22 protein-coding genes are annotated in these 25,947 nt (G+C 56.4%); 10 read left to right on the top strand and 12 right to left on the bottom strand.

Annotated features, from left to right (window positions below; genetic code table 11):
• Nucleotides 1-80 precede the first annotated feature (80 nt).
• On the top strand, nt 81-1,163 hold the full coding sequence (locus Q4606_RS00580; protein ID WP_303606363.1) for a patatin-like phospholipase family protein: 1,083 nt from the start codon (nt 81-83) through the stop codon (nt 1,161-1,163).
• 55 nt (nt 1,164-1,218) lie between these two features.
• Here Q4606_RS00580 and Q4606_RS00585 read toward each other — a convergent pair whose 3' ends face one another.
• From Q4606_RS00585 to pilG, 11 genes are all read right to left on the bottom strand, one after another.
• Nucleotides 1,219-2,043 (bottom strand): metal ABC transporter permease, encoded by an 825-nt coding sequence (locus Q4606_RS00585; RefSeq protein WP_303594912.1) that lies wholly within the window; start codon nt 2,041-2,043, stop codon nt 1,219-1,221.
• On the bottom strand, nt 2,030-2,830 hold the full coding sequence (znuC, locus tag Q4606_RS00590; protein WP_303594911.1) for a zinc ABC transporter ATP-binding protein ZnuC: 801 nt from the start codon (nt 2,828-2,830) through the stop codon (nt 2,030-2,032). Before znuC ends, Q4606_RS00585 begins: the two co-directional genes overlap by 14 nt.
• On the bottom strand, nt 2,827-3,315 hold the full coding sequence (locus tag Q4606_RS00595; protein ID WP_303606364.1) for a Fur family transcriptional regulator: 489 nt from the start codon (nt 3,313-3,315) through the stop codon (nt 2,827-2,829). The genes znuC and Q4606_RS00595 overlap by 4 nt, the downstream gene beginning before the upstream one ends.
• Before the next feature lie 116 nt (nt 3,316-3,431).
• Nucleotides 3,432-3,890, bottom strand: coding sequence for a chemotaxis protein CheW (locus Q4606_RS00600; protein ID WP_303594907.1), 459 nt, complete (start codon nt 3,888-3,890; stop codon nt 3,432-3,434).
• An 11-nt stretch (nt 3,891-3,901) separates the two neighbouring features.
• Nucleotides 3,902-4,954, bottom strand: a complete 1,053-nt coding sequence (locus Q4606_RS00605; protein WP_303606365.1) for a chemotaxis protein CheB — start codon at nt 4,952-4,954, stop codon at nt 3,902-3,904.
• Nucleotides 4,954-12,438: an Hpt domain-containing protein gene (locus tag Q4606_RS00610; RefSeq protein WP_303606366.1), complete on the bottom strand. Its 7,485-nt coding sequence runs from the start codon at nt 12,436-12,438 to the stop codon at nt 4,954-4,956. Before Q4606_RS00610 ends, Q4606_RS00605 begins: the two co-directional genes overlap by 1 nt.
• 11 nt (nt 12,439-12,449) lie before the next feature.
• Nucleotides 12,450-13,349: a protein-glutamate O-methyltransferase CheR gene (locus Q4606_RS00615; protein ID WP_303594901.1), complete on the bottom strand. Its 900-nt coding sequence runs from the start codon at nt 13,347-13,349 to the stop codon at nt 12,450-12,452.
• A 27-nt stretch (nt 13,350-13,376) separates the two neighbouring features.
• A complete protein-coding gene (locus Q4606_RS00620; protein ID WP_303606367.1) occupies nt 13,377-15,452 on the bottom strand; it encodes a methyl-accepting chemotaxis protein in 2,076 nt (691 codons plus the stop codon).
• Between the two features lie 91 nt (nt 15,453-15,543).
• The gene (locus Q4606_RS00625; protein WP_303606368.1) at nt 15,544-16,089 is read right to left on the bottom strand and encodes a chemotaxis protein CheW; all 546 of its coding nucleotides are present in this window, start codon (nt 16,087-16,089) and stop codon (nt 15,544-15,546) included.
• Nucleotides 16,090-16,109: 20 nt separating this feature from the next.
• Entirely contained in the window at nt 16,110-16,472 is a 363-nt protein-coding gene (gene pilH, locus Q4606_RS00630) for a twitching motility response regulator PilH (RefSeq protein ID WP_072795640.1), read from the bottom strand.
• Between the two features lie 38 nt (nt 16,473-16,510).
• Nucleotides 16,511-16,897 (bottom strand): twitching motility response regulator PilG, encoded by a 387-nt coding sequence (gene pilG / locus Q4606_RS00635; RefSeq protein WP_303594897.1) that lies wholly within the window; start codon nt 16,895-16,897, stop codon nt 16,511-16,513.
• A gap of 300 nt (nt 16,898-17,197) precedes the next feature.
• On the opposite strand from pilG, the gene gshB reads away from it, so the two are divergent.
• The 8 genes from gshB to Q4606_RS00675 all read left to right on the top strand — a co-directional run bounded on the left by gshB (nt 17,198) and on the right by Q4606_RS00675 (nt 24,192).
• Nucleotides 17,198-18,157 carry a glutathione synthase gene (gene gshB, locus Q4606_RS00640; RefSeq protein ID WP_303594896.1) on the top strand — a complete coding sequence of 320 codons (960 nt, stop codon included), beginning with the start codon at nt 17,198-17,200 and terminating at the stop codon, nt 18,155-18,157.
• Nucleotides 18,158-18,202: 45 nt separating this feature from the next.
• Complete coding sequence (locus Q4606_RS00645) at nt 18,203-19,069, top strand: energy transducer TonB (protein WP_303594893.1); 867 nt, start codon at nt 18,203-18,205, stop codon at nt 19,067-19,069.
• Nucleotides 19,066-19,632, top strand: a complete 567-nt coding sequence (locus Q4606_RS00650) for a YqgE/AlgH family protein (protein ID WP_303594891.1) — start codon at nt 19,066-19,068, stop codon at nt 19,630-19,632. The genes Q4606_RS00645 and Q4606_RS00650 overlap by 4 nt, the downstream gene beginning before the upstream one ends.
• Nucleotides 19,625-20,056, top strand: coding sequence for a Holliday junction resolvase RuvX (ruvX, locus tag Q4606_RS00655; protein ID WP_303594889.1), 432 nt, complete (start codon nt 19,625-19,627; stop codon nt 20,054-20,056). The genes Q4606_RS00650 and ruvX overlap by 8 nt, the downstream gene beginning before the upstream one ends.
• Nucleotides 20,057-20,071: 15 nt before the next feature.
• On the top strand, nt 20,072-20,581 hold the full coding sequence (gene pyrR / locus Q4606_RS00660; RefSeq protein WP_303594887.1) for a bifunctional pyr operon transcriptional regulator/uracil phosphoribosyltransferase PyrR: 510 nt from the start codon (nt 20,072-20,074) through the stop codon (nt 20,579-20,581).
• Nucleotides 20,582-20,608: 27 nt separating this feature from the next.
• On the top strand, nt 20,609-21,631 hold the full coding sequence (locus tag Q4606_RS00665; protein WP_303606369.1) for an aspartate carbamoyltransferase catalytic subunit: 1,023 nt from the start codon (nt 20,609-20,611) through the stop codon (nt 21,629-21,631).
• Nucleotides 21,628-22,929 (top strand): dihydroorotase family protein, encoded by a 1,302-nt coding sequence (locus tag Q4606_RS00670; protein ID WP_303594884.1) that lies wholly within the window; start codon nt 21,628-21,630, stop codon nt 22,927-22,929. Before Q4606_RS00665 ends, Q4606_RS00670 begins: the two co-directional genes overlap by 4 nt.
• 213 nt (nt 22,930-23,142) lie before the next feature.
• Complete coding sequence (locus Q4606_RS00675) at nt 23,143-24,192, top strand: putative solute-binding protein (RefSeq protein WP_303594883.1); 1,050 nt, start codon at nt 23,143-23,145, stop codon at nt 24,190-24,192.
• Nucleotides 24,193-24,243: 51 nt separating this feature from the next.
• On the opposite strand, the gene Q4606_RS00680 is transcribed toward Q4606_RS00675, so the two are convergent.
• On the bottom strand, nt 24,244-24,516 hold the full coding sequence (locus Q4606_RS00680; protein WP_303594881.1) for an HU family DNA-binding protein: 273 nt from the start codon (nt 24,514-24,516) through the stop codon (nt 24,244-24,246).
• Between the two features lie 307 nt (nt 24,517-24,823).
• On the opposite strand from Q4606_RS00680, the gene Q4606_RS00685 reads away from it, so the two are divergent.
• The gene (locus Q4606_RS00685) at nt 24,824-25,933 is read left to right on the top strand and encodes a hypothetical protein (RefSeq protein ID WP_368502297.1); all 1,110 of its coding nucleotides are present in this window, start codon (nt 24,824-24,826) and stop codon (nt 25,931-25,933) included.
• Nucleotides 25,934-25,947: the final 14 nt, after the last annotated feature.

The raw sequence follows: 25,947 nt of genomic DNA on the forward strand, positions 1-25,947 counted from the left end.
CGCGAAGTTCGCTTCGTTAAAATTTGCTGACTCTGCGATCTGACCATCGTTCTTGAAGAAACGCCGACGGGAAACCTGATATGACTGCCATCCACACCCGCGCCCCCGCATTAACCATAAGGGCGGGCCGGCGAACCATGGAACGCCTGCGGGAAAAACCGCTGACCCCGGATGATGTTCACGTTTTACCCGGAGCGGCCGGTGGTCCCAAGGCGCTTGGGCTCAGTGGTCTGGACAAGGCCATTTTCGGGGACTGGCTGCCGCAGGCTGAGCAGGAGCGCTCCCTGATTGGTTCTTCCATTGGCAGTTGGCGGTTTGCGGCGATTGCCTCTTCGGATAATCCGCGGGCTCAACTTACACGACTTGCTGAGCTGTATACCTCGCAGCGGTTCTCAAAAGGTGTCACTGCTGCTGAAGTTACGCGTCAAAGTGTTCTGTTTCTCGAAGAACTGATCGGGGGGCGGGAAGATTATATTCTTCAGCACCCGTGGTATCGCCTGAACGTGGTTGTTGTTCGCACCTTTGGAATGCTCGAACCCGAGTCCAGAGCACGCCTTGGTTTCGGCCTGATGGGGGCCATAAGCGCAAATATCGTGGGCCGACGACACCTTGGACGCTTTATGGAGCGGGGTATCATCCACGATGCCCGGCTGAAAGCGCCTCTGTCACCGCTGATAGACTTTCGAAGTCATGAAATCCCTCTAAGCCGCGAGAATCTCCTGCCCGCTCTGCTCGCCTCGGCATCTATACCCATGGTTATGTCCGGAGTCCGTGATATTCCTGGTGCGCCAACAGGGCTATACCGTGATGGAGGGCTCTTGGATTACCATCTCGATCTCCCCTATGAACAGCCAGGCGTGGTTTTGTACCCGCATTTCACGGATCGCGTAGTGCCCGGTTGGTTCGACAAGACGCTACCCTGGCGGCGTGGAGATGCGACCCGTTTGCAGGATGTCTTGCTGGTAGCTCCTTCCGCGGATTATCTGGAACATCTGCCAGACGGCAAGCTTCCGGACCGTAAGGATTTTGAAAGCTATGCAGGGGATGACCTTGGCCGGGAGCGCTCGTGGCGCAAAGCCATTGCCGAGAGTGAACGAATGGGTGACGAGTTCCTTGAGCTGCTGGCAACCGGTCGCCTGATGGATGTTCTCCAGCCTTTGTGATTGCAGGCCGGAGAGATTCTGAAGAAGTGCTTGCTGGAGCCAGGCTGCCTCTGGCTTACCTTGAGCCCTGTGCCGAAAACCGGCCAACGACACCATAGACAACGAGGAATGTGACAAAGGCTGTCACCACGACCGAAGGACCGGCTGGTGTATCCAGGTGCCAGGACATGCCGAGCCCACCAGCTACCGCAGTAAATCCGAACACTACAGCCAGAGCGGCCATCTGTTCCGGGGTGCTGGCCAATCTGCGTGCTGTAGCTGCGGGAATGATCAGCAGCGCGGTAATCAGCAGAACGCCCACCATCTTCATAGCGACCGCAATTACCAAAGCGAACATTAACATTAGCAGAAGGCGCAGGCGGGCAACCGGTACGCCTTCGACACGCGCCAACTCCTCATGGATAGTACTCATCAACAGGCCGCGCCAAAGCACCGCCAGAAGCGCAAGAATTACTATCGCACCGCCATAGATCCACAGCAGATCGTTTCGGTTCATGGCCAGCAGATCACCGAAGAGCAAACCGGTCAGGTCAACTCTGACCTCCGGCATGAAGCTGAGAGCCACCAGGCCAATTGCCAGGGCGCTGTGGGCAAGAATGCCCAGTAGCGTATCCGTAGCGAGTGTTTTGTTGTGGGAAAACAGCATCAGTGCCATCGCCAGAGTAACGCTGGTGATGATAACCCCGAGATTCAGTGGGACACTGATCAGAAAGCTGAGTGCTATGCCCAACAGTGCGGAGTGAGCCAGGGTGTCGCCGAAATAGGCCATCCTGCGCCACACCACGAAACAGCCCAGAGGGCCGGCGATCAGGGCCACGCCAAGGCCGCCAACGAGTGCGCGCCAAAAGAAGTCATTCAGTATGGTGTCAATGATGGTCATGTTGGCACCCCTCATGACAATCTCCAGTCCCCGAGCCCAGGCTTGCATGGTCGCGATCAATCACATTCCCGTGCAGGTCGTGGCTGTGGTTGTGGTGGTGGTGATACACCGCCAGAGATTCCGCCACCGGGCGCCCGAAGGTTTCAATAAAAGCCGGATCGTGAGAGACATCCGCAGGGTGCCCGCTACAGCATACGTGTTGGTTCAGACAGATAACCTTGTCGGTTGCGGCCATGACCAGATGCAGGTCGTGGGAAATCATGATGACCCCGCAGTTCAGCTCGTCCCGTAACTGGCGAATCAGATCGTAAAGCGCGGCTTGACCGTTGATATCAACGCCCTGTGCTGGCTCATCCAGCACCAGAAGATCCGGTTTTCGGGCCAGCGCCCGAGCTAGCAGAAGGCGCTGCTGCTCGCCGCCTGACAGGTGGTGCACAGAGGCGTTAAGCAGATGGCTGACCCCCGTTCTTGCCAGCGAGGACTCGCAATCTGCCAGCGATCGACCGCTAAGCAACATGAAGCGTTTAACGCTCAGTGGCAGGGTTGATTCCAGGCTCAGATGCTGGGGTACGTACCCGATAACGAGGTTGCGGGCGCGCTTTATACGTCCGCTGGTGGCGGCCTGAATGCCCAGAATCGCCTTGATCAGAGTGGTTTTGCCGGCACCGTTGGGCCCTATGATGGTAATGATGTCGCCACGGTGCAGGGACAGGTTTACCCGGTCAACAACCGGTCTTTCGTCAAACCGGACGGTGAGATTTTCGATGGCGACCAGTTCCTCACTCATACTGCTTTTTCTGCCTGACATCCGGGGCACAAACCGGCCACTTCGAGGGTCACTGTTTCGGCTCTGAACGCTTCGGCCTCAGCGGCATTATGTATTGCAGCGGATACCGAGGCGTCGGTTAGCTCAAGAACATTGCCGCAGGCACGGCAGATAAGGAACATGCCCGTGTGGTGTTCGCCGGCATGAGTGCAGCCAGTAAAGGCATTAAGCGATGCTATACGGTGAACCAGCCCTTGCTGCTGCAGAAAGTCCAGGGCCCGGTATACGGTCGGTGGTGCAGCGTTGTGGCCTTCGGAGGTCAGTTTCGCGAGTACATCGTAGGCGCCGAGGGGCTTGTGGGATTGCCAGATCAGCTCCAGAACCCGCTCACGGGTGGGCGTCAGGCGAACATTCTGCTGCTGACAGATTGACCTGGCATCAGCCAGCGCCTGGGTGACGCAGGCTTGATGGTTGTGAGGTCGATACGGAAGCGCATGGGCAGACATGGCCGGGATCCTGCGTTTGCAAAAAGTGCAATATTATAACATTTGCACGGATCCTCATGCCATGGCTATCAGAGTAACCCGGATGTCAGCCGACTCCGTGGTTTCCGAAGTCAGGCTCAGGCCAATGCTTCGCTGGCGAGAGATTCCAGGTAGTCCAGATCGGGAATCCAGGCTATTTCACCATCAACATCAACCTGCATAATATCAGCGGGGCCGTTTTCACCATCCACCTGTTTGAGCTGGTCTTCCGTAATACGAACCTGGCTGGGGATACCTTGGGTAATCAGCGCCATGAAACGCAGTTTTTTATTGGCACTGATGGTATTGAGCACGACAATCCGGCCTCTGTTTTCGCCGGGCACTGACAGGGTGCCGCCGTTAGCTGCGTCGTAAGAGATAACTGGCAGGTTTAATCCGCGCCACTCCAGCTGCCCCGCAAGCCAGTCCGGGGCGCCGATACCTGAGTCGGTGCTGGCGTAGTCCACTACTTCGGCAATGGATACGTTGGGCAGAATAAGCTGCCGCCTGCTTACGGGGATCATAACGCAGGAGAGGGTTTGGCTGTTGTCTTTCATTGCTTGTGTCCTCAGGCGGTAGTCCGCTTCTGCCGGCCTTTAAGCAGGCATGATTCTTCAATAGTTTTAACCAGTTCCCGGGCCAGTTGTTCGGGCGTACCGCAAAAACTGGAGCAGCCGGTAGCGGCTACGGAATCAGGCATCGAGCTGTTACCACAACTTGCGCTTTCCTGAACCCATATCCGGCTACCATAAGCCTTGAGCAAAGGTGCTGCCGTCGCCCCGTCGTCCCCCATGCCGGAAAACAGGATGGCGTGGCAGCGTGCGCCATAATGATCTGCTGTATTCAGCAGAACCTGATCGATTGAGGGGCCATAAGGCCCGGGCCAGGGCGTATCCAGTTCGGTCAGCACGCCGGTACTTTCAAACTTCCATTCGTGCTCAACCGGCATCAGCACCACGTCGCCGTTTTTCACCCGGTAGTTTTCTTCCGCATGCCGCAATTGGTAATGCGCGTGACGCCCGAGCACGCGGGTCAGCACCTCGGCAAAATGACCATCAATGTGCTGGGCGTAGATAAAACCCACCGGCAAGCCTGGTGGCAGGCTGTCGAGGAATGCCTTTACTGCTGCCGGCCCACCCAGAGAGGCGCATAATACCCATACATCTTCCGCTACCGATCCGGGTGCTGCAGTTGTCAGCCACTGGGGAGGCTTCGATGCGGTCTCGCTCTCCGGAGCCTGTTCAGCAAGCTCTTCCAGACTTGATCTGGAATCCAGCTTTAGCAGTTCTCCCAGCTGCTGCTCCAGCTTGCCCTGGAGCCTGCGCTCCCAGCGAATATACTCCATACTGCTGGATGCAGGAGCCTGGTCCAGACCGAAAAGAACCGGTGCTTCGGTATTCTCCAGCAAGTAATCGAACAGTGCAGGGTGATCCGCCTCATCTTCCAGAGTCACCAGCCATAAACCAGCCTCCGGGAAACCAGGTTGGCCCTGAAGCCTTTCAGGGTCTCCGGAGAAGCAGACCTCAAGGCCGAATTTCGCAGTTGCTGATTGCAGGCGATGTCTCTGCAAAACAACGTCCGAAACAATTCCGACCTGAGCCCGACCGTTTTGGCCGGTCATCACTGTTTACCGGTCAGCCGTTCGATCGTTGTCAGCAATTCAGTCTCCTGGAACGGTTTGCCGAGGTATTCGTTTACGCCAATCGCCAGAGCCCGCTCCCGGTGTTTCTCACCGGTTCGTGATGTGATCATGCAGATAGGCATATCACGCAGATTGTCGTCGTGCCGCACGAAGCTGGCCACCTCAAAACCATCCATACGCGGCATTTCGATATCCAGCAGCATGATGTCCGGCTTGTGATCCTGCAACTGGGCAACCGCGTCCAGGCCGTCTTTAGCGGTGATGACCTCCATGCCGTTGCGCTCGAGCAGACGAGACGTAACCTTTCGGACGGTTACTGAATCATCCACGACCATCACAACGGTAGCGCGCTCTTCGTAGCGGACAGACTCCCGCGCATTTGCCAGGTCGGCCAGGCGCTGGCGTTCAGACAGTATGTCGGAACGGATCATTGCCGGCAGGTCGAGAATCACTACTACGTTACCATCCCCCAGAATGGTGGCACCGGATACGCCGCGCACAGTGCCGAACTGAGGCCCAAGGGATTTAACAACGATTTCCCGGCTACCCATCAGGTTGTCTACCTGCAGCGCCATGGGCTGCTCTGCACCGCGAACCAGAATTACCGGCAATGGCAGAGCCTGGCCCTGGAGCTTGGGCTGATGATCACTGTTCAGCAGGCTGCCGAGATACTGCAGGCGATACTCCTGACCCGCGTACTCGTACATAGGCGCGTCCGGCTTGTAGTATTCCTCCAGCTCGTAGGTGCTGACCCGGACAATACCTTCAATGGTATTGAGCGGGATTGCGTAGAAGTCTTCACCCGTGGACACCATCAAGGCACGGTTTACCGAGACGGTAAACGGCAGGCGCACGGTGAATACGGCACCCTGGCCGAACTGCGACTCGATATCGAGGCTGCCGCCGAGCTGTTTGATTTCGCTGGCCACCACATCCATGCCAACGCCGCGGCCGGAAATCTGGGTTACCTTCTGCGCGGTCGAGAAGCCTGGTTGCAGAATAAACTGAAGAATTTCCCGTTCCGAGAGGTCTTCGTCTGCTCGCAAGAGGCCCTGACGTATAGCTTTATCCCGGATGACCTCAGATGGAATGCCGGCGCCATCGTCTATCATGCGAAGCACCACATCGCCGCCTTCGCGGACCAGTGAGAGGGTAACCTGCCCTGTTTCGGACTTACCGTTTTTCTGGCGCTCGTCCGGGCTCTCAATACCGTGGTCGATGGCGTTGCGCAACATGTGCTCCAGCGGCGCGATCATGCGCTCCAGGATGTTGCGGTCCATTTCGCCTTCAGCATTGCGAACATCAAATTCAACTTTCTTGCCCAGCTCGCCACTGATCTGACGAACAATCCTGCGTAAACGCGGCACCATGGAAGAAAACGGAATCATTCGGGTCTTCATCAGACCTTCCTGCAGTTCCGTATTGATGCGGGACTGCTGGACCAGCAGAGTTTCAGTGTCCCTGACCCGATCAGATAGTGTCTCGCGCAAATCTGCCAGATCCGATGATGACTCGGTCAAAGCCCGGGACAATTGCTGAATGGACGAGTAGCGGTCCATTTCCAGCGGATCGAAGTCATCGCCGTAATCCGGGCCATGCTCTTTTTCAGCACTGAAGAGAATCTGGGCCTCTGTTTCTATGTCCATCCGGCGCAACTGTTCGCGTAAGCGCTCAATGGTTGCGGCCATCTCATCCAGTGTGTGGCCGAAATCACTGCTTTGCTGCTCCAGTCGGCCACGGGTAATACTGGTTTCGCCTGCCAGGTTGACCAGATCATCCAGCAGAGGTGCAGATACCCGGATAGTTTCCTGCGCAGCGGTGCGTTGTGCATCTGCAGCCTTTTTCCGGTTCTTTGCCGGTGCTTTTGCCAGTACGGGCTTGGGCGCAGGCTCTGCCGGAGTGACGGTTGTGTCCTGATCTGCTGATACTTCCGGTTGCGTCTGAACCTCGGTTGCCGCGGTAGCTTCGCTCAGCTGCTTTTGTGTCGCTGCGCCAGATTCGAAACGTTCACGTACACTCGCCACCAACGCGATGATGCCGTCATGGTGTTCGGTAATGGCCTGCCACTGGCTTTCATCTGGCGCTTTGCCATCCAGTTCTATCAGACTGGTTTCAAAGTTGTGTGCGCTATCACCCAGCACAGATATCTGGGATAAACGGGCGCCACCTTTGAGTGTGTGCAGAGCGCGCTGCGCTTCGTGATTGAAATGATTGCTGGAGGGCTCTTTACGCCAGTCATCAAGGATCTGTTCAAGCTGATCCATGATTTCAACGGCCTCTTCCAGGAAGATTTCCAGTATTTCCGGATCAACCGTTTCCTGATCTGCTGCAGCAGTCTGCTCCTCTGAAAGGTCGCCGCTGGCCTCATCAGGGTTTTGGATGCTGTTGAAGATGGCAAGAAGCTCGAGATCGGCAGCCGGCTCTGTACCTTGTTCGAGCGCGGCGAGCATGGACGTCAGGTCAGCCAGGCCACGGTCGCTGAGCGCTAAAAGAAGCTTCTGGTTGCCGGGGCTGGAGATCAGCGAATCCAGTGCGTCCAGCCAGCCATCCGCCAATTCGGCAATGGGGTCCAAATCGGATAGCCGCGCCCCGCCTTTGAGTGTGTGCAACTCCTGCTGAAGCTGAGCGACGCCGTCCATTGCGAGCGGGTCTTCGCGCCACTGGTCGAGACATTCGCTGATAGCAGCGTGGATCTCGTTACCTTCATCGAGGAAGATATTGGTGAGTTCTTCGTCGCTGTCTTCCGCAGGCACTTCAGCGTGAGTGATTTCGGGTAGTGGCTCGGCATCGCTTCTGTCAGCAGCATCCTCGGGCACGGATTCACCGCGGAGAATGGTTTCAACCTGGTCTACCAGTTCATTGGCTGGTGGGCAGGGCTTTTGAGTCGCTACCTGCTCAACCATCTGCGCCAGCCTGTCGTGGCAGGCGAACAGCAGATCGGTCATGGCATTGCTGGATTCAAGCTGCCCCTCCGCCACTTTCTCGAAGAGATCTTCAAGTACGTGCGTCAGATCACCAATAGCGTCCACGCCGGCCATACGCGCACCACCCTTGAGGGTGTGCACGTCCCGCTGGAGTTCTGCGGCTACGGAACGGTTCGACGGATCTTCACTCCAGGTGTGCAGCGCACTGCCTGTGGAGTTGATCAGGTCGTAAGCTTCTTCCAGGAAAATGCCGGTAAGCTCCGGATCCATGTGCGAGAGGTAGGTTCCATCCTCGCTACCGCCGGCCTCTTCAACTTCTTCGGTTTGAGGTTCAGGAAGTACTGCTTCCTCGGCTTCGGGTTCAATGAGCCCGGCGTCTGAAACAGCAACATCGGTAACCGGGCGCGAGCCGCTGGTATTGTCCATATAGACGCGGATTTCGCTGATCAGATCCGGTGCCGGTCGTGGAAGCTCTTTCGCCTCCATACTTTCTACCATGCCAGCCAGGCGATCATGGCAGCGGAAAAGCAGATCCGACAGTTCGTCGTTGACCGACAGCCGCTGTTCGGTGAGACCTTCAAAGAGGTTTTCAAGTTCGTGGGACAAGTCACCGACCGATGGAATGTCGGCCAGACGTGCACCCCCTTTCAGGGTGTGCAGGTCGCGTTGAAGGAGGCGCAGAATATCCTGATTACCGGTAGATTCGCTCCAGCTCTGCAGTGCATCGGCTGTACTGTCGATGAGGTCACGGGCTTCATCGAGGAATATTTCGGCAAGCTCTTCGTCCAGTTCGCTCTCGGACGTTTCCGGCAAAGGCAGGTCGGACGGTGGTTGCTGGTCTGCGTCGGTCGTTTCAGCTTCGAGGGCTTCCAGTTCCTCCATGTCAAAGCTGAGATCGATTTCTTCCAGGTCTTCGGTGAATTCCTGGTCGAAGGCGCTGGTGTCTTGTCCAGACAATGATCGGGCGAGGGCTTCCAGCTCGGAAACCAGTTCGTCCCCCGACTCAACTGCCAGGCCGGCTGCGGCCTGATCCATCATATTGATCAGATGTTCATGAGCATTGCGAAGCGTCGGGAAGAAATGTTCCTCCGGTATTGCATTCCGGATGATGGTCGCTTCGTATACTTCCTGCAATGCTTCAGACAGAGCGGCAACATCGGGCAGGCCAGCATCGGTCGCTGCATCGGTAAGTTGCGCCAGTTCGGCGTTGAGACGGGTGAGCGGTTGGGTATCCTGTGGATTATCCGCCAGCTGATCAAGAATAAGGTCAGCATCGAGAACAACGTCCAGGCCTTCATTAAGGAACAGCTGCAAGAGCTGTGAGGGTGCCGGCTGCTCTCCGTCAGGCCTCGGTTCCTCGCTGTATGTGCGGAGCCTTTCGTTGGAGACCTGTTCCAGTTTTTCCAGGAACGCTTCGGTGCCATCCAGTGAAGCCTGGGGATCTTTGCGAATCTGGGCCAATCCCTTTGTCAGGAAATCGCAGGCACTTTCTATCAGCGATAGTACATCGCGATCGGCGCGCAAGTTCTGGGCACGGGATTCCTTGATGAAGCCTTCGAGCGGAGCAATAATCGCTGCAATTGGGGCGATCCCCGCTGTATGGGCACTGCCCTTGAGAGTATGTAGAGCCCGAGAAAGGCTGTCAGTGTAGGAGACGCTGACCTTGTCGCCGGCCGAGTCCAAAAACTCATTCAGTGTTTGCAGGTGGGTTTCGGTTTCACTCTGGAAAATATCGAGTAGTACCGGGTCAACGCCACTCTCATCTGCATCGTAGGCTGGTTCGGCCGTCTCCACTGCACTGCTACCGGCCACGCCTTCGGTTTCAGCCGTTGGCATGGCGCTGGCATCGGGAATTTCTCCATTGGCCAGTGCCGTGGCGCGCTCCTGCAGGCCAGCGCTATCAATTGAAGGAGGCTGATGGTTCTCGAAATCACTTACCAGGGCTGGAAGAACGCTGGTGGCCTCGTCCAGCAGGTTAGCAATATCGTCGTTCATGAAAATGCTGCCGTCGATGACGCGGTTCAGCATGTTTTCTACAGACCAGGCCAGCTCGCCGACCACCAGGGCACCGACCATGCGGCCACTACCCTTCAGGGTATGGAACGCACGGCGCACTTCGGAAAGGGCGCTCCGGTCATCGTGCTGGCGAAGAAGCATGGGCAGGTATTCGCGGATGGTATCCAGAACCTCGCCGGCTTCCTCGATGAAGATTTCGAGGATTTCATCGTCAATCAGATCGTCTTGCTGGTCGTTGCTGACCGCCTCTTCCAGCTCCGGGATTTCCTCGTGCGCTGGTTCTTCCGCCCGTTCGTCAGGTGCAAAGGTGGGTTCACTGTCGCTGCGGCGAGTTGTGGTCATTGACTCCGCACGCCCGGTCAGCCCGGCTACATCACCCGTTACAAGGCCCTCACGGAACTCTTGAATCAATGACGGGATACGCGCGATGACCTCGTCCAGCAAAGTGAACAGGTCGTCATTCGGTTTGATGCTCTGGTCAATGACCCGGTTAAGCAGGTCTTCTACCGACCACGCAAGCTCTGCAAGGCTGCTTGCGCCAACCAGACGACCACTGCCTTTGAGTGTATGGAAGGCGCGGCGAACTTCTGTCAGTGCCGGGCGATCGTCGTGGTTTTGCCGCAGACGGGGATAAAATTCGTGGATGGTCTGCAGGACTTCCTCGGCTTCTTCAACAAAGATTCCGAGGATCTCTTCATCGAGAAGGTCCCCATCCGCTGCCTTGGCTTCAGTTTGCTCAGCAGGCACGACGCTATCTTCGGCCGCTTCTTTAACGGGCGCGTCGTCATGGGTGAGTTGTTCGTTGCCCCAGGTCGGTTCTTCCCCTATCGGGAAGCCAAGGCGCGTGAGGCTTTCTTCAGCGATTCTCAGGACGTCTTCGTTATCACTGATGCCTTCAGCAAGGCGTTCCAGATAGTACTCGATACTGGTGACCGCGTCGGCGAGCGTATCCAACTGCTTCCAGTCGGGGACGTGTTTGTCGCTGAGCAGAACATCTGAAATATAGCGCTCCGCAGAGGCGAGCATGCTGGCTACGCGTTCGAGGGGAACAAGGCTCAGGCCGCCGCGAATGCTGTGGAGCAGACCGGGGACGTGCTCAATTTCACGGGTATCCCACTGGGAGGCAATAAAGTTAATGACAGCAGATTTGACCTGCTCCAAGGTATTACGGGATTCCCGCAGGAGGGCGCTGCTGGCCTCTCCAAGTTCAAGGGAACCTTTGTTGGAGGGCAGATTGTCGCCCCTGTTTTCTGAAAGCTCTGGCTGTCGATCACTGTCCAGGCTGGCGAGGCTGGCTTCCACGTAGAGCAGAGCGCCGGCGATGTCCATCAAGGTGCCATCGTCAACCGGTTCGCTTTGGGCGCTGAGTTTCTCAACCAGCTCCATCTGCTCGGTAATAACTTTGCGCGGAATTCCCAGGCCCAGTACCGCAAGTGTGTTACCTACCTGCACCAAACCGGGTAAAAGGTCCTCCAACTCACTGTTCTGGCGCTCGTCTGAGCGAACAAACAGATCCAGCTGATCTTTCAGCTTGGCAAGCTCTTCATTGAGCGCGCTGACCACAGAGTGAATGGCTTCACGTCCAGGGCCAGAAACGCGGCTCCTGGCGGCATCTACGTCATCCTCAGAGGGCAGGGCATTCTCGAGTTGATAGCGTTTACGCAGATCACGAACTTTTTCGGAGTCCAGGTCACGAGCCCGGGCAACGTAATAAAGCAGGTGTTTGAGCAGTGCGTCGGGTGCCGGCTGTGCAAGGATGTCGGTATGTTCGTCTATGAGACTACGGATCTCACTGTCGAGGTTTCGCAGCAGGGATTTGACCGCAGCGTTGACCGGGTTTGCTCTGGCCTGGAGCGTTTCTACAAACGCTGCGGCCGCTTTCCAGAGTTCGCCGCGAGGGGTCTGCTGGCATAGACGAACAAGACGATGAATCACTTTTTGCAGGTAGGCAAACTGTGCGTTCAGGTCTTCTTCGCGAATAACTCCGGCAAGCGCAAACTGGTACATCTGGCGCAGCTTGCGGATGTGACCAAGTACTGTCGGATCCTGCAGGCGCTGAGAAACATTGCCTGCCACGGACATACGCGATGCAGTCAGGTCGGGCTTGAACAGAGACGTGTCAGAGAGCAGGGGTTCGCCACGGGCTGCGCGGAGGTCGTTCAGCAAAGGTAGCAGCACCATTGGGAAATCATCCTGGCTACTGCCCAGATGTTCCAGATACTGCGGGAGCTGAAGAATAGACTGCATCAGGACATTAACGGCTTCGTCCACACTAGTGACGCTGTTATTCAGTACCGCCTGAGTAAGCTTTTCCATTTCCTCGGTCAGCAGGGCTGCACCGTAAAGCTCGACCATCTTCAGAGTGCCATGCACCTGATGGAGATAATTCAGGCAGAAGCGCAGGCGAGCGGTGTCGTCACGATTCTCGACATACGCTTCCAGCGCGTGCTGACCCTGAGTCAGCGTATCCTGTATCTCGCCCCGAACCCAGTCGAGGGCGATGCTGTCATGGTGGTTGCCCATAACCTCTCCGGTTATTCTTCGTCAGTCTGGCGCTTTATCCACGCCAGTACATGTTCCGAGGGTACTCTTTGCAGGCCTGGGGGCTGCCAATCGGTCAGCTCTCCCTGGCCCAGAACCAGTAGTCCCCCGGGCGCCAGCCGCTCTGCAAGTCGCCTGACAATGTCCCGCCGGCGCCAGCGACGGAAATAAATCAGCAGATTCTGGCAGAAAATAATGTTCATCCCGTGCATGGGTGCCTTATCCAGATCCAACACATTCAGTCTGGTAAAGCAGACCCTCTCCCGGATGCTCTTAATAATTTCAACGGTATTGCGCTCGGCCGGGCGAAAATACCGGGTCTTCATGTGCTCTTCCATGCCCAGAAGCTTGCGGGCATTAAACTGGCCAGTCCGGGCCTTCTCAATTACCGGCGAACTGATATCCGAGCCGGTTACGCCGTACAGCGGCTGCAGTGCCAGCTGGCTCATACACTCGTTCAGCACCATCGCAAGAGTGTAGGGTTCTTCACCGGTAGAGCATCCGACACTCCAGGCTTCAAGCGCTTGCTTCCGTAACTGCTCTCTGGGCCGCGTAAGAATATAGTCGGCGACCAGTCGGAAGGCGTCGGGATCACGGAAAAAACGGGTTTCCTGAACCGTTAGCCGGTCAACCAGTGTCGACCACTCCCGTATAGCATCTGGCCCTCGAACGATCGCTTCGTAGTAAGCCTGATAACTGCTGTAGCCTATTTCGCGCATCCGGATGGCCAGGTTGGTCTCCAGAAATGAGCGACGCTCTGAAGGCAGCGTCATGCCCGTGCGATGCTCCAGCAGTTTCTGCCACTGGTTGAACTGCGCCTCGTCCATGTCAGGAAGACGGCGCAGAAACCAGGTACTTTCGGCAGCTGACGGATTGTTGTGAAGCTCAGACATAAACCGCCATTAGCCTCAGGCTGTGTATCAGCTCACCACCGGAACGTTGCTGTCTTCCTCTTCCTCGTGGTCTACCAGGTCTTCTTCAGGCAGCGTAAAGCCGGCAACGGAAGACCGCAGCTCGGACGCCATTTCTGCCAGATTCCCGATAGATTTCGCAGTCGCGTTGGTGCCGGACGACGTCTGGGAAGTGATTTCCTGGATAACGTTCATCGTGTTGGAGATGTGCGCTGCAGAGGACGACTGCTGACGTGCGGCGTTGGAGATGTTCTGAATCAGCTCCGCAAGACTCATGGATACGTTCTCGATTTCCTCGAGGGCGATACCCGCGTCTTGTGCCAGCCGTGCACCACGAACTACCTCGGCAGTGGTGTGTTCCATCGAAATAACGGCTTCGTTGGTGTCAGACTGGATCGTCTTAACCAGCGCTTCAATCTGCTTGGTTGCCGCAGAGGAACGTTCCGCAAGGCGCTGAACTTCGTCCGCAACAACCGCGAAGCCTCGACCCGCGTCACCGGCCATGGAGGCCTGGATTGCAGCGTTCAGAGACAGAATGTTGGTTTGGTCGGCAATGTCGTTGATCAGAGATACGATATCACCGATCTCCTGGGAAGATTCACCCAGGCGTTTGATCCGTTTGGATGTTTCCTGGATCTGCTCACGGATGTTATCCATGCCGCGGATGGTGTTCTGTACCACTTCAGCGCCTTTCTTGGCGATGGCAACCGAGCGCTCCGCAACCGCAGAGGATTCGGCGGCGTTGGACGAAACCTGGTCGATGGATACGGCCATTTCGTTAACCGCCGCAGAAGCACCGGCAATTTCCTGGGCCTGATGCTCAGAAGCATCTGCAAGGTGCATCGCCGTAGACTGGGTTTCCTGGGCCGCTGAGGCCACACGAACTGCCGTGCCACGAATCGCCTGAACCAGTCCCCGCATCTGATCGATCGCGTAGTTAATGGAGTCAGCGATCGCACCGGTGAAGTCCTCGGTTACCGTTGCTTCCGCGGTAAGGTCACCATCAGCCAGGTCAGCCAGTTCGTCCAGAAGACGCAAGATAGCATTCTGGTTCTGCTCGTTCTGTTCCTGAGTCGTTGCCAGACGCGCCTGAGCTTCGCGGTAGAGGGCCAGACCGATAAATACAACCATGGCGACCATGGCTGCCAGAATGATAAAGGCGAGCGTCGGGCTTACAACACGCGAGCCGCTTTCGCCACGGAAGTTTTCTGCCAGAGTCGATAGCTCAGAGAGCAGGATCTCGGAATTCTGGAAGATATCGCTGGCTGCCGTACGCACCTTGAAGAGGTCGGGAGAAGCTTCAAGGATAGCGTCTACGTTCTGGGATACGAATTCAAACAACTCATCAACGGCTTCAAGGCCATAGATGGCGTCTTCGTCATCTACCTGAGAAATGCCCATGGCAGGGTTGCCATTAAGCTGGCCCATAAGGACGCGGCCAAACAGACTGGCGTCGCGACCAAAACGGTCGGCGGCGATTACGGCATCTTCGTCACCAGAAAGAACGTTGTTTACCGAGCGAACGATCCGTTCCGCAAGCAGGGACTGGCGTTGTGCCAGCGCGATTTGTTCTGCGGGTGCATCGCTGTCCAGCAGGATTTGTACGATGTCGTCGTACTCAACCTGAAGCTGGGGGATGGTTTCGTTCAGGGTACGCGCTACTTCGTGTAGGCCGAGCACGGCGTCCTGAGTTGTCAGGATGCTGTCGGCATTCTCGCGCACCGAATTCCAGTGCTGCTGAACACCACTGTCGCGGGCCAGTTCGCTGGGAGGCAGGCCGGTTGCCGGGTTGCCTTCGGTCACGTTGGCCCAGAGCTGCTGGAATTCATCGCGGGAGCGACGCAACTGGTCGAATGCCTCGGCGGTACCGCCGGCGGCCTCAGTGGCGTTTTTCGCGATTTCCTGTGAAAGCACCCTGAGCTCAGCGGTGTTGGCGATGTATTCCTGATCGTTCTGGCTGTCCCTGTTAATGATAAACAGGACCACAACGAGCAGGACGGTGAGTGCGATCAGCGAGGCGATCAGGCCGGCAACGAGTTTGTTGCCTCCCTGTCCCATACCGATTCTTCCGGCTCTGTTTTTCATTTTCTGGCTCCCGGCCTCTTCAAGTATTTTGGCAGTTGTTTTATTCAGGATTCAGGCAGTCAGGGCGTTTGTCCTGCCACGATCAGCGCCCTTACCACTGTGCGACGTCTAAAAAGCGTTCGTCTTCGAGCAGGTCGACGGCGGAAAACACTCTCCAGACTTCTTCATTTCGTTCATAGCCGCCTGCGACAAACGGCTGAACGTTTTCAGGCACGCCAGTGGGCGCTGCCTTGAAACTGTCGGTTGCAAAGTACTGCATGCCCAAAACGGTATCGACGACCAGTCCGCTGAAAATGTCGCCCTGCTCAATCACAAGCACCCGCCGTTCCCGCTGGCTGCGGGAGGAACGGGGAATGTCAAAGAATCCGGCAAGATCTACCAGGGGAAGAAGGCGCCCTCGAACGTTGGCAGCACCCATTAAAAACGGCCGTACTCCCGGAATGTGCGTAAACCGGGGAACATGCAAAATTTCTGTGACCTCACCCATGGGAGCCACATAGCGTTCACCTGCTAGAACAAAACCGATGCCGTTCCACAGTTCTACGGCTTCCTGTTGTTCCGGCAGGCCAGCGGCCATGGACCGGCTGCGCTGGGCGATATCCGTCAGAACGGCAAAGGGGGCGGCCTGGGCGGACATGCTTACTCCACGGTTGGGGATCAGGCAATCAGACTGTTGATTGTTTTGATCAGGTCGTCTTCGTTAACCGGCTTCACCAGGTATCCTTTTGCGCCCTGGCGAGTGCCCCACACGCGATCGGTTTCCTGATCTTTGGTTGTGACAATAATCACAGGGATGGACGCCGTTTCCGGGGCCCTGGTCAGCTGACGGGTTGCCTGGAAGCCGTTGAGGCCAGGCATGACCACATCCATGAGCACCAGGTCCGGGGTCTCGGCGCGAGCCTTGGCAACACCATCGGCGCCATTATCCGCCGTAAGCACGTCGTGTTTGTGCTTTTCCAGAATGGTGGAGATTTTCTTAACCTCGGTAGGAGAGTCATCAACAATCAAAATTCGGGCCATGGGGTCCTCGATGGTTCTATGTGTCAGCAGGTTTACTGTTACGTCACGGGTAAATAGTGACGGATAGTGTTGAGCAGCTCATCCTTGCTGAACGGTTTCGTCAGGTACTGGTCCGAGCCAACGATGCGGCCTTTCGCTTTGTCGAAAAGTCCGTCTTTGCTGGACAGCATGATGACCGGCGTCTTTTTGAAAGAGGAATTATTCTTGATGAGCGCGCAGGTCTGATAACCGTCCAGGCGAGGCATCATGATATCCACGAAAATGATGTCCGGCTGTGAGTCGGCAATCTTGGCCAGAGCATCAAAACCGTCTGTCGCGGTAATAACCTCACAGCCAACCTTTTTCAGGAGAGTTTCTGCGGTGCGACGGATGGTTTTACTGTCGTCGATCACCATGATCTTCAAGTTCTCGAAGTTGTCATCCATTATCCAGGTGCCTTGCGCTCAGCGACTGTCATTGTTTTCAAACGAGGGTTTTTTAGCACAAACCTTAAGGTTGTTCTATAAACCCCGCTCATTTATAGATTATCGATGGCTCGATAAAAAGTAATACTTTGTGACCAAATGTACTTCTGCCTGAAACATCACGTAATTCATCAAGGATTTCTCCGGATGCATTCATGGCTCGGGTACAATACCATCTGATTTCGAAGCATAGCACTTATTGCCCGGTACACTCTGCAGACCGGTTCGTGTTTTTAACCTCTAGGGAGCTCAGGACGCACTATGACAGTTCGACTCGGGATCGTGATGGATCCGATTGAGGATATCCATTTCAAAAAAGACAGTTCTCTGGCTATGTTGCTGGCAGCTCAAAACCGGGGCTGGGAAATTGAATACATGGAGTTGCCCGACCTGTATATGGATGGTGGCAAAGCCATGGCCCACACCCGCAGTCTCACGGTGCACATGGACCCCGAGAACTGGTTCAGCTTTGGCCCGACCAGGGATCGTGCGCTGGGCGATCTGGATGTGATTCTCATGCGCAAGGATCCACCTGTGGATCGCGAGTTCCTGATTGCCACCTATATTCTTGAATCAGCAGAACAGCAGGGCGCCTTGGTGGTAAACCCGGCAGCGACCCTTCGAGACTGTAACGAAAAGCTGTTTGCGACCCAGTTTGAGGACCTTACGCCGCCCCTGCTGGTAAGTCGGTCGGCGAAGCGCTTCCGGGACTTTTATGCAGAGCACGGTGACGTCATCATGAAGCCGGTGGACGGAATGGGCGGCCATTCCATCTTCCGTATCAAGGAAAATGACTTCAACCTGGGAGTAATTATTGAAACTCTGACCAACTACGGTTCGCATCAGGCCATGGCCCAGAAGTTCATCCCCGAAATCAGCGACGGCGACAAGCGTATTCTGATGATTGAGGGTGAACCTGTACCTTACTCACTTGCGCGGATTCCTTCGCAGGGCGAGAATCGCGGCAATCTGGCGGCCGGTGGCAAGGGTGAGGGGCGTGAGCTTACAGCACGGGATCGTGAGATTTGTGCGCGGGTTGCGCCGGTCATTAAGGAAAAGGGCCTGATGTTTGTCGGGCTGGATGTTATCGGTGATTATCTCACAGAGATCAACGTGACCAGCCCGACGTGTATCCGCGAGCTGGATGACACTTTTGGAACGGACATCGGTGGAATGTTGATGGATGCCGTCGAGAAACGTCTCAAGCAGAGCCGGAGCTGACGGGGACATCATGGATCAGGGCCAACGACAGGAACGGGCGTAGTAATGGCAGTGCAGGTCAGCGATTTCGACAGGTTTTCCTTCACGCTGTTTATGGCGTTGGTGGTACATGCGGTGGTGGTTCTGGGTATTACCTTTGCACCAGAAGCTCCGCGCTCTTCTGCTCAGACCATGGAAATCACCCTGTCGCAGTTTGACGACGAGCAGGCGCCAGATGAGGCCGATTTTCTGGCCCAGACCAGCCAGCAGGGCAGTGGCACCGAGGAAGAAGTCCGGGAGATGACCACAACGCAGCCGGCCGAAGTCCAGCAGTCGGAAGTGGCGCAGGTACAACCGGAGCCGCAGGCTCAAACAGAGCCAGTTCGGCGCCAGGAGCAAACCGTGGTGCAGACAGAAAGCCAGTCGAGCCGTCAGGTTCAGGAGCCGGAACAGCGCACCAGGCCAGAAGAAGAGCCTTTGCCCGTAAAAGAGAAGAAGAGCTTGATGGAACGGAGCCTGGAGATCGCCAGTCTTGAGGCCCGTTTCGATGCTCAGCAGCAGGCTTACGCACGTAAGCCCAGAGTGATGCGGGTAACGGCTGCCTCCACCCTCAAGTCCAGTAACGCCTGGTACGTGCAGAATTGGGTGAGCAAGGTAACTCGGGTTGGCAATATCAACTATCCCACCGAAGCTCGCCGGGCGGGAGTTTATGGCACGCTGCGCATGCTGGTTTCCATGCAAAAAGATGGCACAATCAAAGAGGTCGCTATACTGCAATCGTCCGGGAGCACTCTGCTAGATGACGCTGCAATTCGCATTGTCCGGATGGCCGCGCCGTTCGCCCCTTTCCCGGATGAAATGCGCGAAAATGTGGATGAACTGGAAATCATACGTACCTGGTCCTTCCAGCAACGGGGGCTGACATCCGGATGACGGCATCAAAGCACTCTCCTCACAGTTTGCGGCATCATTTTCTGGTGGCCTCGCCCTACCTTGCAGATCCACGCTTCCACGGTGCCGTTATCTATCTATGTGAACATTCCGACGATGGTGCCCTCGGGCTGATGATCAACCAGCCTCTGGACATTCATCTGGGAGAAATTCTGGAGCAGCTCGACCTTCAGGGTGGAGAGCTCGACCTGCCAGTATTCAGCGGTGGGCCGGTCGAGACGGAACGGGGGTTTGTCCTGCATGCGCCCGGCGCAAGCTGGCAAAACACCGCGCGAGTTACGGACGAGGTTATGTTAACGACCTCCCGAGACATACTTGCTGGCATTGGGCGAAACGAGGGTCCGGAAGAGTTTTTGATGGCCCTGGGCTATTCCGGTTGGGGTGAGGGGCAGTTGGAGGAGGAGCTGGGAAGTAATGCCTGGCTGACTTGCCCGGCAACGACGGAGATACTGTTTCGAACGCCTTGGGCGGATCGTTACAGTGCCGTTCTCAAACTGATCGGGATTGACCTGAACCAGCTTAGCGAGACGGTTGGGCATGCCTGAAGTCGGTCGTCGTAGCCTTGTGGCATTCGATTTTGGTCTGCGCCGTATTGGCGTTGCTACTGGCCAGGAGATGCTTGGGACGGGGCAGCCCCTGGCGATGATCCCCGCCGACAACGGAACACCGGATTGGGGGCAGCTGGAAAAACTGCTTGAAGAATGGCGCCCGGACGTGGTGCTGGTGGGCTTGCCCCTGAACATGGACGACAGCGAAAACGACATGTGTGGTCGCGCTCGTAAATTCGGCAAACGCTTGCATGGGCGCTTTCATGTTCCGGTGGAAATGGTCGATGAGCGCCTCACCAGTTATGAAGCGAAGGGCGACGTCATAGCGGCAGGGGGTAGCCGGGACTTTGGTCGGCACGGAGTGGACGATCGTGCAGCGGTGCTGATACTGGAATCCTGGTGTCGGCTGCAGACAGGTTAAAAAAGCGAGAACCTAATGAGCGCATTGCTTGATATAGACCAGTTAATGGATAAGCTGGAAGCAGGGTTACGTCGCCTGCTAAAAGAACGGAATATTGAGTCGCCGGTGCTTGTCGGGATTCGCACCGGTGGCGTCTGGGTGGCGGATATCCTCGGTAAGCGCCTTGGGATTGAAGAACCGTTCGGGGAGCTGGACATCTCGTTCTATCGGGATGATTTCAGCCGTATTGGCCTGAACCCGAAGGTCACACCTTCGAGTCTGCCGTTTGATACGGAAGGCAGGGATATCATACTGGTCGACGATGTCATCATGAGTGGCCGCACCATTCGTGCTGCCATGAATGAATTGTTCGATTATGGCCGGCCGGCCAGTATCATACTCGCTTCGCTTATTGATCTTGGTGCACGCGAACTGCCGATTCAGCCTGATGTATCAGGGCAGGCACTGGAGCTTGCGGCGCAGCAGCGCGTGAAACTTCGCGGACCGGATCCACTCAGGATCGAACTCCAGGAAACCGCACAATAACCCCCCGAACCCGATAGCAGGCAAACCATGATCGCGAACGCAACTTCCCCCAACCATTTGCAGCTAACCCGGGACGGGCAGTTGCGGCATTTCCTGACTCTGGACGGTCTGGGCCGGGAACTGCTAACGGACATTCTCGACACCGCAGATTCGTTCATCGAGGTGGGTGAGCGACGCATCAAGAAGGTCCCTCTGCTGCGGGGGCGAACGGTAGTTAATCTGTTTTTCGAGTCCAGTACCCGCACCCGCAGCACCTTCGAGCTTGCCGCCAAACGTCTTTCTGCGGATGTACTCAACCTTGATATCAACACCTCTGCGACGTCCAAGGGCGAATCCCTCTCCGACACCCTTTTGAACCTCGAAGCCATGGCCAGCGATATGTTTGTGGTGCGCCATGCCCAGAGCGGCGCACCACACTTCATTGCGGAAAGTGTTACCCCGGGAGTAGCGATCATCAACGCCGGTGATGGCCGCCACGCCCACCCCACCCAGGCCATGTTGGACATGCTCACTATTCGTCAGCATAAGGGGGCATTTGAGGGCCTCAAAGTTGCCATAGTAGGGGATGTTCTGCACTCCCGGGTCGCGCGTTCCCAGATCCGTGCACTGAATGAGCTGGGTGCCGAACAGATCCGTGTTATTGCGCCGGGCACACTGTTGCCGAGCGACGTCGAGAGTCTCGGTTGCACGGTTGAATACGACATGGCCAGGGGCATGAAAGACCTGGATGTGGTGATTATGCTGCGCCTGCAAAAAGAGCGTATGGAGGGTGCGTTGCTGCCGAGCGAGCGCGAATTCTACCGGCTTTACGGGTTAAGCCAGGAAAAGCTCGCATTGGCGCATCCGGAGTGCATTGTCATGCACCCGGGACCAATCAACCGTGGCGTGGAAATCGAGTCGGCTGTCGCGGATGGCCCGCAATCGGTCATCCTGAACCAGGTGACCAATGGTATTGCAATTCGCATGGCTGTCATGTCCATGGCGATGGGCGGGCAGGTAGCTGAGCGCCAGCAGAAATTGACTGAACTGACAGAGCGGGGCCTGGCATGAGTGGTTTCAAGCAATCTTCCGGCGCCAGCCTGAAAATAATCGGTGGCCGGCTCTTGGATGGCCATGAAAGTGAAACGTCAAACAGTGCCCTTCTGGTGCGCAACGGGCGCATTGCAGCCACAGGTGATGAGGCGTTAAAAGCCGAAGCCGATCAGACACTTGATGCTGACGGCTGTGTGATTACGCCGGGTTTCGTGGATTTGTGTTGTAACCTGCGGGAGCCGGGCAATGGCCAGAAAGGCAACATCGCCTCGGAAACCCGCGCTGCTGCAAGGGGCGGCTACACGACTGTGTGCGCCTCTCCGGAAACCTCCCCGGTTAACGATTCCCGGGCCGTTACTCATCTTATTCTGGACGGTGCGGCTACCAGTTCACCCATCCGTGTGTTGCCCGTGGGGGCAGTAACCCGGGGGCTGGAAGGGGAGATGCTAAGTGATATGGCGGGCCTTGCTGCAGCTGGCTGTGTTGCCGTTGGAAACGGATCCCGTGGCGTACGCAGTGCGCGCATACTCCGCCGTTGCATGGCCTATGCTCAAACCTTTGGCTTGACCGTGATGTTCCGCCCGGAAAACCAGTCGCTGGCAGCGGACGGCTACGCTCATGATGGGCTGGTTACCGCCCGCCTTGGCCTTCTGGGTATACCGGAGGTGGCGGAGACCGCATCGGTAATGGAAATGCTTTTGCTGGCGGAAGAGACTGGCGTACGGCTACACCTGAGCCAGCTTTCCTGCGGGCGCAGTGTTGAAATGATTGCCGATGCGCGCCGCCGGGGAATTGCGGTGACAGCGGACGTGGCCATGCACCAGCTTGTTTTTACAGAAGACGCGCTTGCAGGTTTTGACAGTCGCTTTCATCTGCGCCCGCCGCTGCGCTCTGAAGCGGATCGCAAGGCTCTGCTTGCAGGTGTTCGCGAGGGAGTGATCGATGCGATCGTTAGCCAGCATTTGCCCCATGACAGCGCTGCCAAACAGGCACCTTTGCCGGCTACCGAGCCTGGCCTTTCCAGTGTAGAGAGCGTTCTTTCACTGGGCCTGCTGCTGGTTAAACGTGGTGAGCTGAAGCTCACGGAACTGGTGCGTGGCCTTACTTCTGGACCGGCATCGGTGATCGGTCGCACTGCAACGATCAGCCATGATGAAATTGCGGACCTTTGTGTGTTTGATCCCGAGGCCTGCTGGACCCCGGATTGCCAATCTTTGATCTCTGCAGGCCTCCACGCACCGATACTGGACCAAGCGTTGACCGGGACGGTAAGGCTCACTCTGGTAGATGGGCAGGAGGCCTGGGCGAGCTCATGAGGCTCTGATACCGGCAGAAAGTGCGGCAGAGGTGGTTCAACCTCTGTCGACGCCATCACATAATCCCATTTGTTGCCGAAAAACTCTTGAAACAGGGCGCATGTGCCAACGTATTCTTATGCCTGCCGGCGTACCGTTGGTGCAACGAAACGTGACAAGGCCGACGAGCCTATGCGCGCTGCGACCAGACAATAATAATTCAGGAGTCATCCCGTGAAACCAGTAACCTTCTCACATCGGGTGGCCTTGGCGGCTACTTTCTGCGTCTGCCTTGGCTTGCCTTCACTCGGGCACGCACAGGCGAGTGCGGATGCCAGCACCGACATTCTGGAGCGAAGCTTTTGTGTCTTTGATCCGGTAGGAGCCAGCGGGCCACTGTTTGCGATCACGAAGACCTTTCAGCCAGTTGCACTTAAAAATGGCATCAAACTCAACCTGAGCGCCTACACCGATGAAAAAGTTGCCGCCGAAGACTTCAAGGCTGGCCAGTGTGACGCCGTCTTGCTTACCGGTACTCGCGCCCGCGAATTCAACAGGTTTACCGGTAGTCTGGAAGCCATGGGCGCTGTACCTGGTGAAGACGAAATGCGCTTGCTTTACAACACCCTTAGCCAGCCTAAAGCCCGTCCACTGCTGATTGATGGCCCATACGAAGTGGCTGGCGTATTCCCGGGTGGCGCAATTTATCTGCATACCCGCGATCGCAGCATCGATTCTGTTGAAAAGCTGCAGGGCAAGCGCATCGCAACACTCGATTACGACCAGGCCTCTGTGCGAATGGTGCGCCACGTGGGCGCATCAGTGGTTGGATCCAACTCTGCCAACTTTGCCGGCAAGTTTAATAACGGCAGCGTTGATCTCGCCTACGCGCCGGCCGTTGCCTATACGCCGCTGGAGCTCTACAAGGGCGTTCAGCCTGATGGTGCCGTTGTGAAGTACGCGCTCGGCTACATGAATTTCCAGGTAATTATTCACCGCGATCGTTTTCCGGAATCTGCGGGCCAGATGGTGCGTGATGAATCCATCAAGCGTCTCGACGAAGCCTACGAAATTATCGCCCAGGCAGAAGCTGAGATACCCGAAACCGTGTGGATGAATTTGCCGCAGGAAGATACGGCCGAGTACGACAAGATGCTACGCAAGGTACGCTTGTCATTGTTGGACGACGGGATCTACGACGAACGAGCGATCAAACTTATGAAAGCTATTCGCTGCCGTGTTGATGCAACTCGTTCAGAGTGCGCTTCTGTGGCCGGCGGCTGATACCCGGCGATACCGAACTCCCCCACCCATAAGACCGGGTGGGGGAGGTTCTCAGCGAAACGAGTCTTTGAATGCCTTGCCGGCTTTAAAGCCTACTGTCTTGCTGGCCGGAATACGAATAGACGCTCCGGTTTGGGGGTTTCGGCCATCCCGCGCCTCTCGTGCGCGAATGCTGAAAGTGCCAAAGCCTATCAGGGTAGTGTCCTCACCCCTGGCAGCGGCCGCTGAGATCTGATCTGTAAAGGCGTTGATCACCTCGCTGGCTTTTTCTCGCGTAAGGCCAGTGTGGTCGGCGATAGACGCCGCAAGTTCAGGTTTTCGCATCGGTATTCCTTTTTGTTTTTGTCTGTGGGTGCTGCAGCCGGAATGGCGTGCGGCTGCATGAATCTATACTGGTTTGCAGCATTTTGTGCAAACCCTGGAGAGGTTAAAAACTGTGCATACAGGCGTCATTTGCGGTGTCTGTCTCAAAAAGCGCGGGCTCTGTAGGCCATAATGCCGCTCTGGTTACAGTCTGTAACAAATTGAGCTTCGAGTTAAAACGCACAGATATAAATCCAGAGCCGAGAATACAGGCGCGACAACAGCGCTGACAGAACAACAATACAAATCGTCAAAAGGTGTAAAAACCATGATGCCTTACGTGAAATCACTTCCGGAGTATTCACTCCGGGATCACCGCCGCTCGCAGTCTATAGTGCCAGGGTTTTTGCGACGGGTAGTCCCGCTCAGGCGCTTTATTTTCGCTCTTGCCCTCGGCTCGTTTTTATCCGGGTGTGGCGCAGTCAACAACATGCTCTATGAAACCACCGGTGATGTCATGCAGGGGTTTTCTCGTGAACACACCATACCTTACCTGATGGCCAGTGGTGATCTGGACATGGGTTGTGCCATGAGTGAGGCGACTGCGCCGCTACTCATGTCCTTTGGCCGTGTAACCAGCGAGCCGGACCAGCTTGCCGTAATGCTTTATCTATCTGCCGGCGGGTGTGCCGAGCAGCAAGGGCGTGAGTATGAGCTGGCGGCCCTGGCAGCCATGTATGAAAGAAACGGCAATGCGGCTGAAGATGCCATGATCCGCCAGAAGCGTGCCTACGCCCAGGCATCCAGGCGCTATCTGAAATCCTGGCAGCATCACAACGCTTTTTACGGCGAGCCAGGCACCGGTGAGTGCCCGGGTTTTGATGATGATATGGACGAGTTCGTTTACCTGGCTGGCCTGCTCGCAGGCCTGCAGGCGCTCAATTCAGAAATTCAGTCTACCTCGGCTATCGGCGTTCCCAAGAATGTGGGATCAATCGTGGCGCGAGCCACAAACTGCCTGGAAAACGAAAAGTGGTGGGGGGCGCCTATGGCCCTCAAAGCAACGGTATGGTCAATGATGCCGGGAGCACTGCCCGAGGGTGAAGATGCCTTTGAGCGGCTGGCTATGGCCGACCAACAAGGCGAAGAGGCGGGCGTGCGTCTTAGTCATGTCTTTCATGCCATTGCAGCGACCAATAAAGGCGATGAAGAAAGAGTGAAGGCGGTTATCCGCCAGCACGCGGAGTCCCTTGATGCGCAACCGGTAAACGAAGACTGGGCCTTCGTAGATGCGATGGCGACCGACATGGTCGTTGCTCTCTCTGATCGCCTGTGGGTAGAAAACACCGGCCACCGAACACCTTTTGGGCAGCTTGGAACTTTCTGGGATGACCAACAGCAAGCAATCGAAACCATGGATCTGGACGACCTGCTTTAACGCGCCAGGGTTTC

Origin of the sequence: Marinobacter sp. 1_MG-2023, assembly GCF_030549045.1 — a bacterium.
Taxonomy (GTDB): domain Bacteria; phylum Pseudomonadota; class Gammaproteobacteria; order Pseudomonadales; family Oleiphilaceae; genus Marinobacter.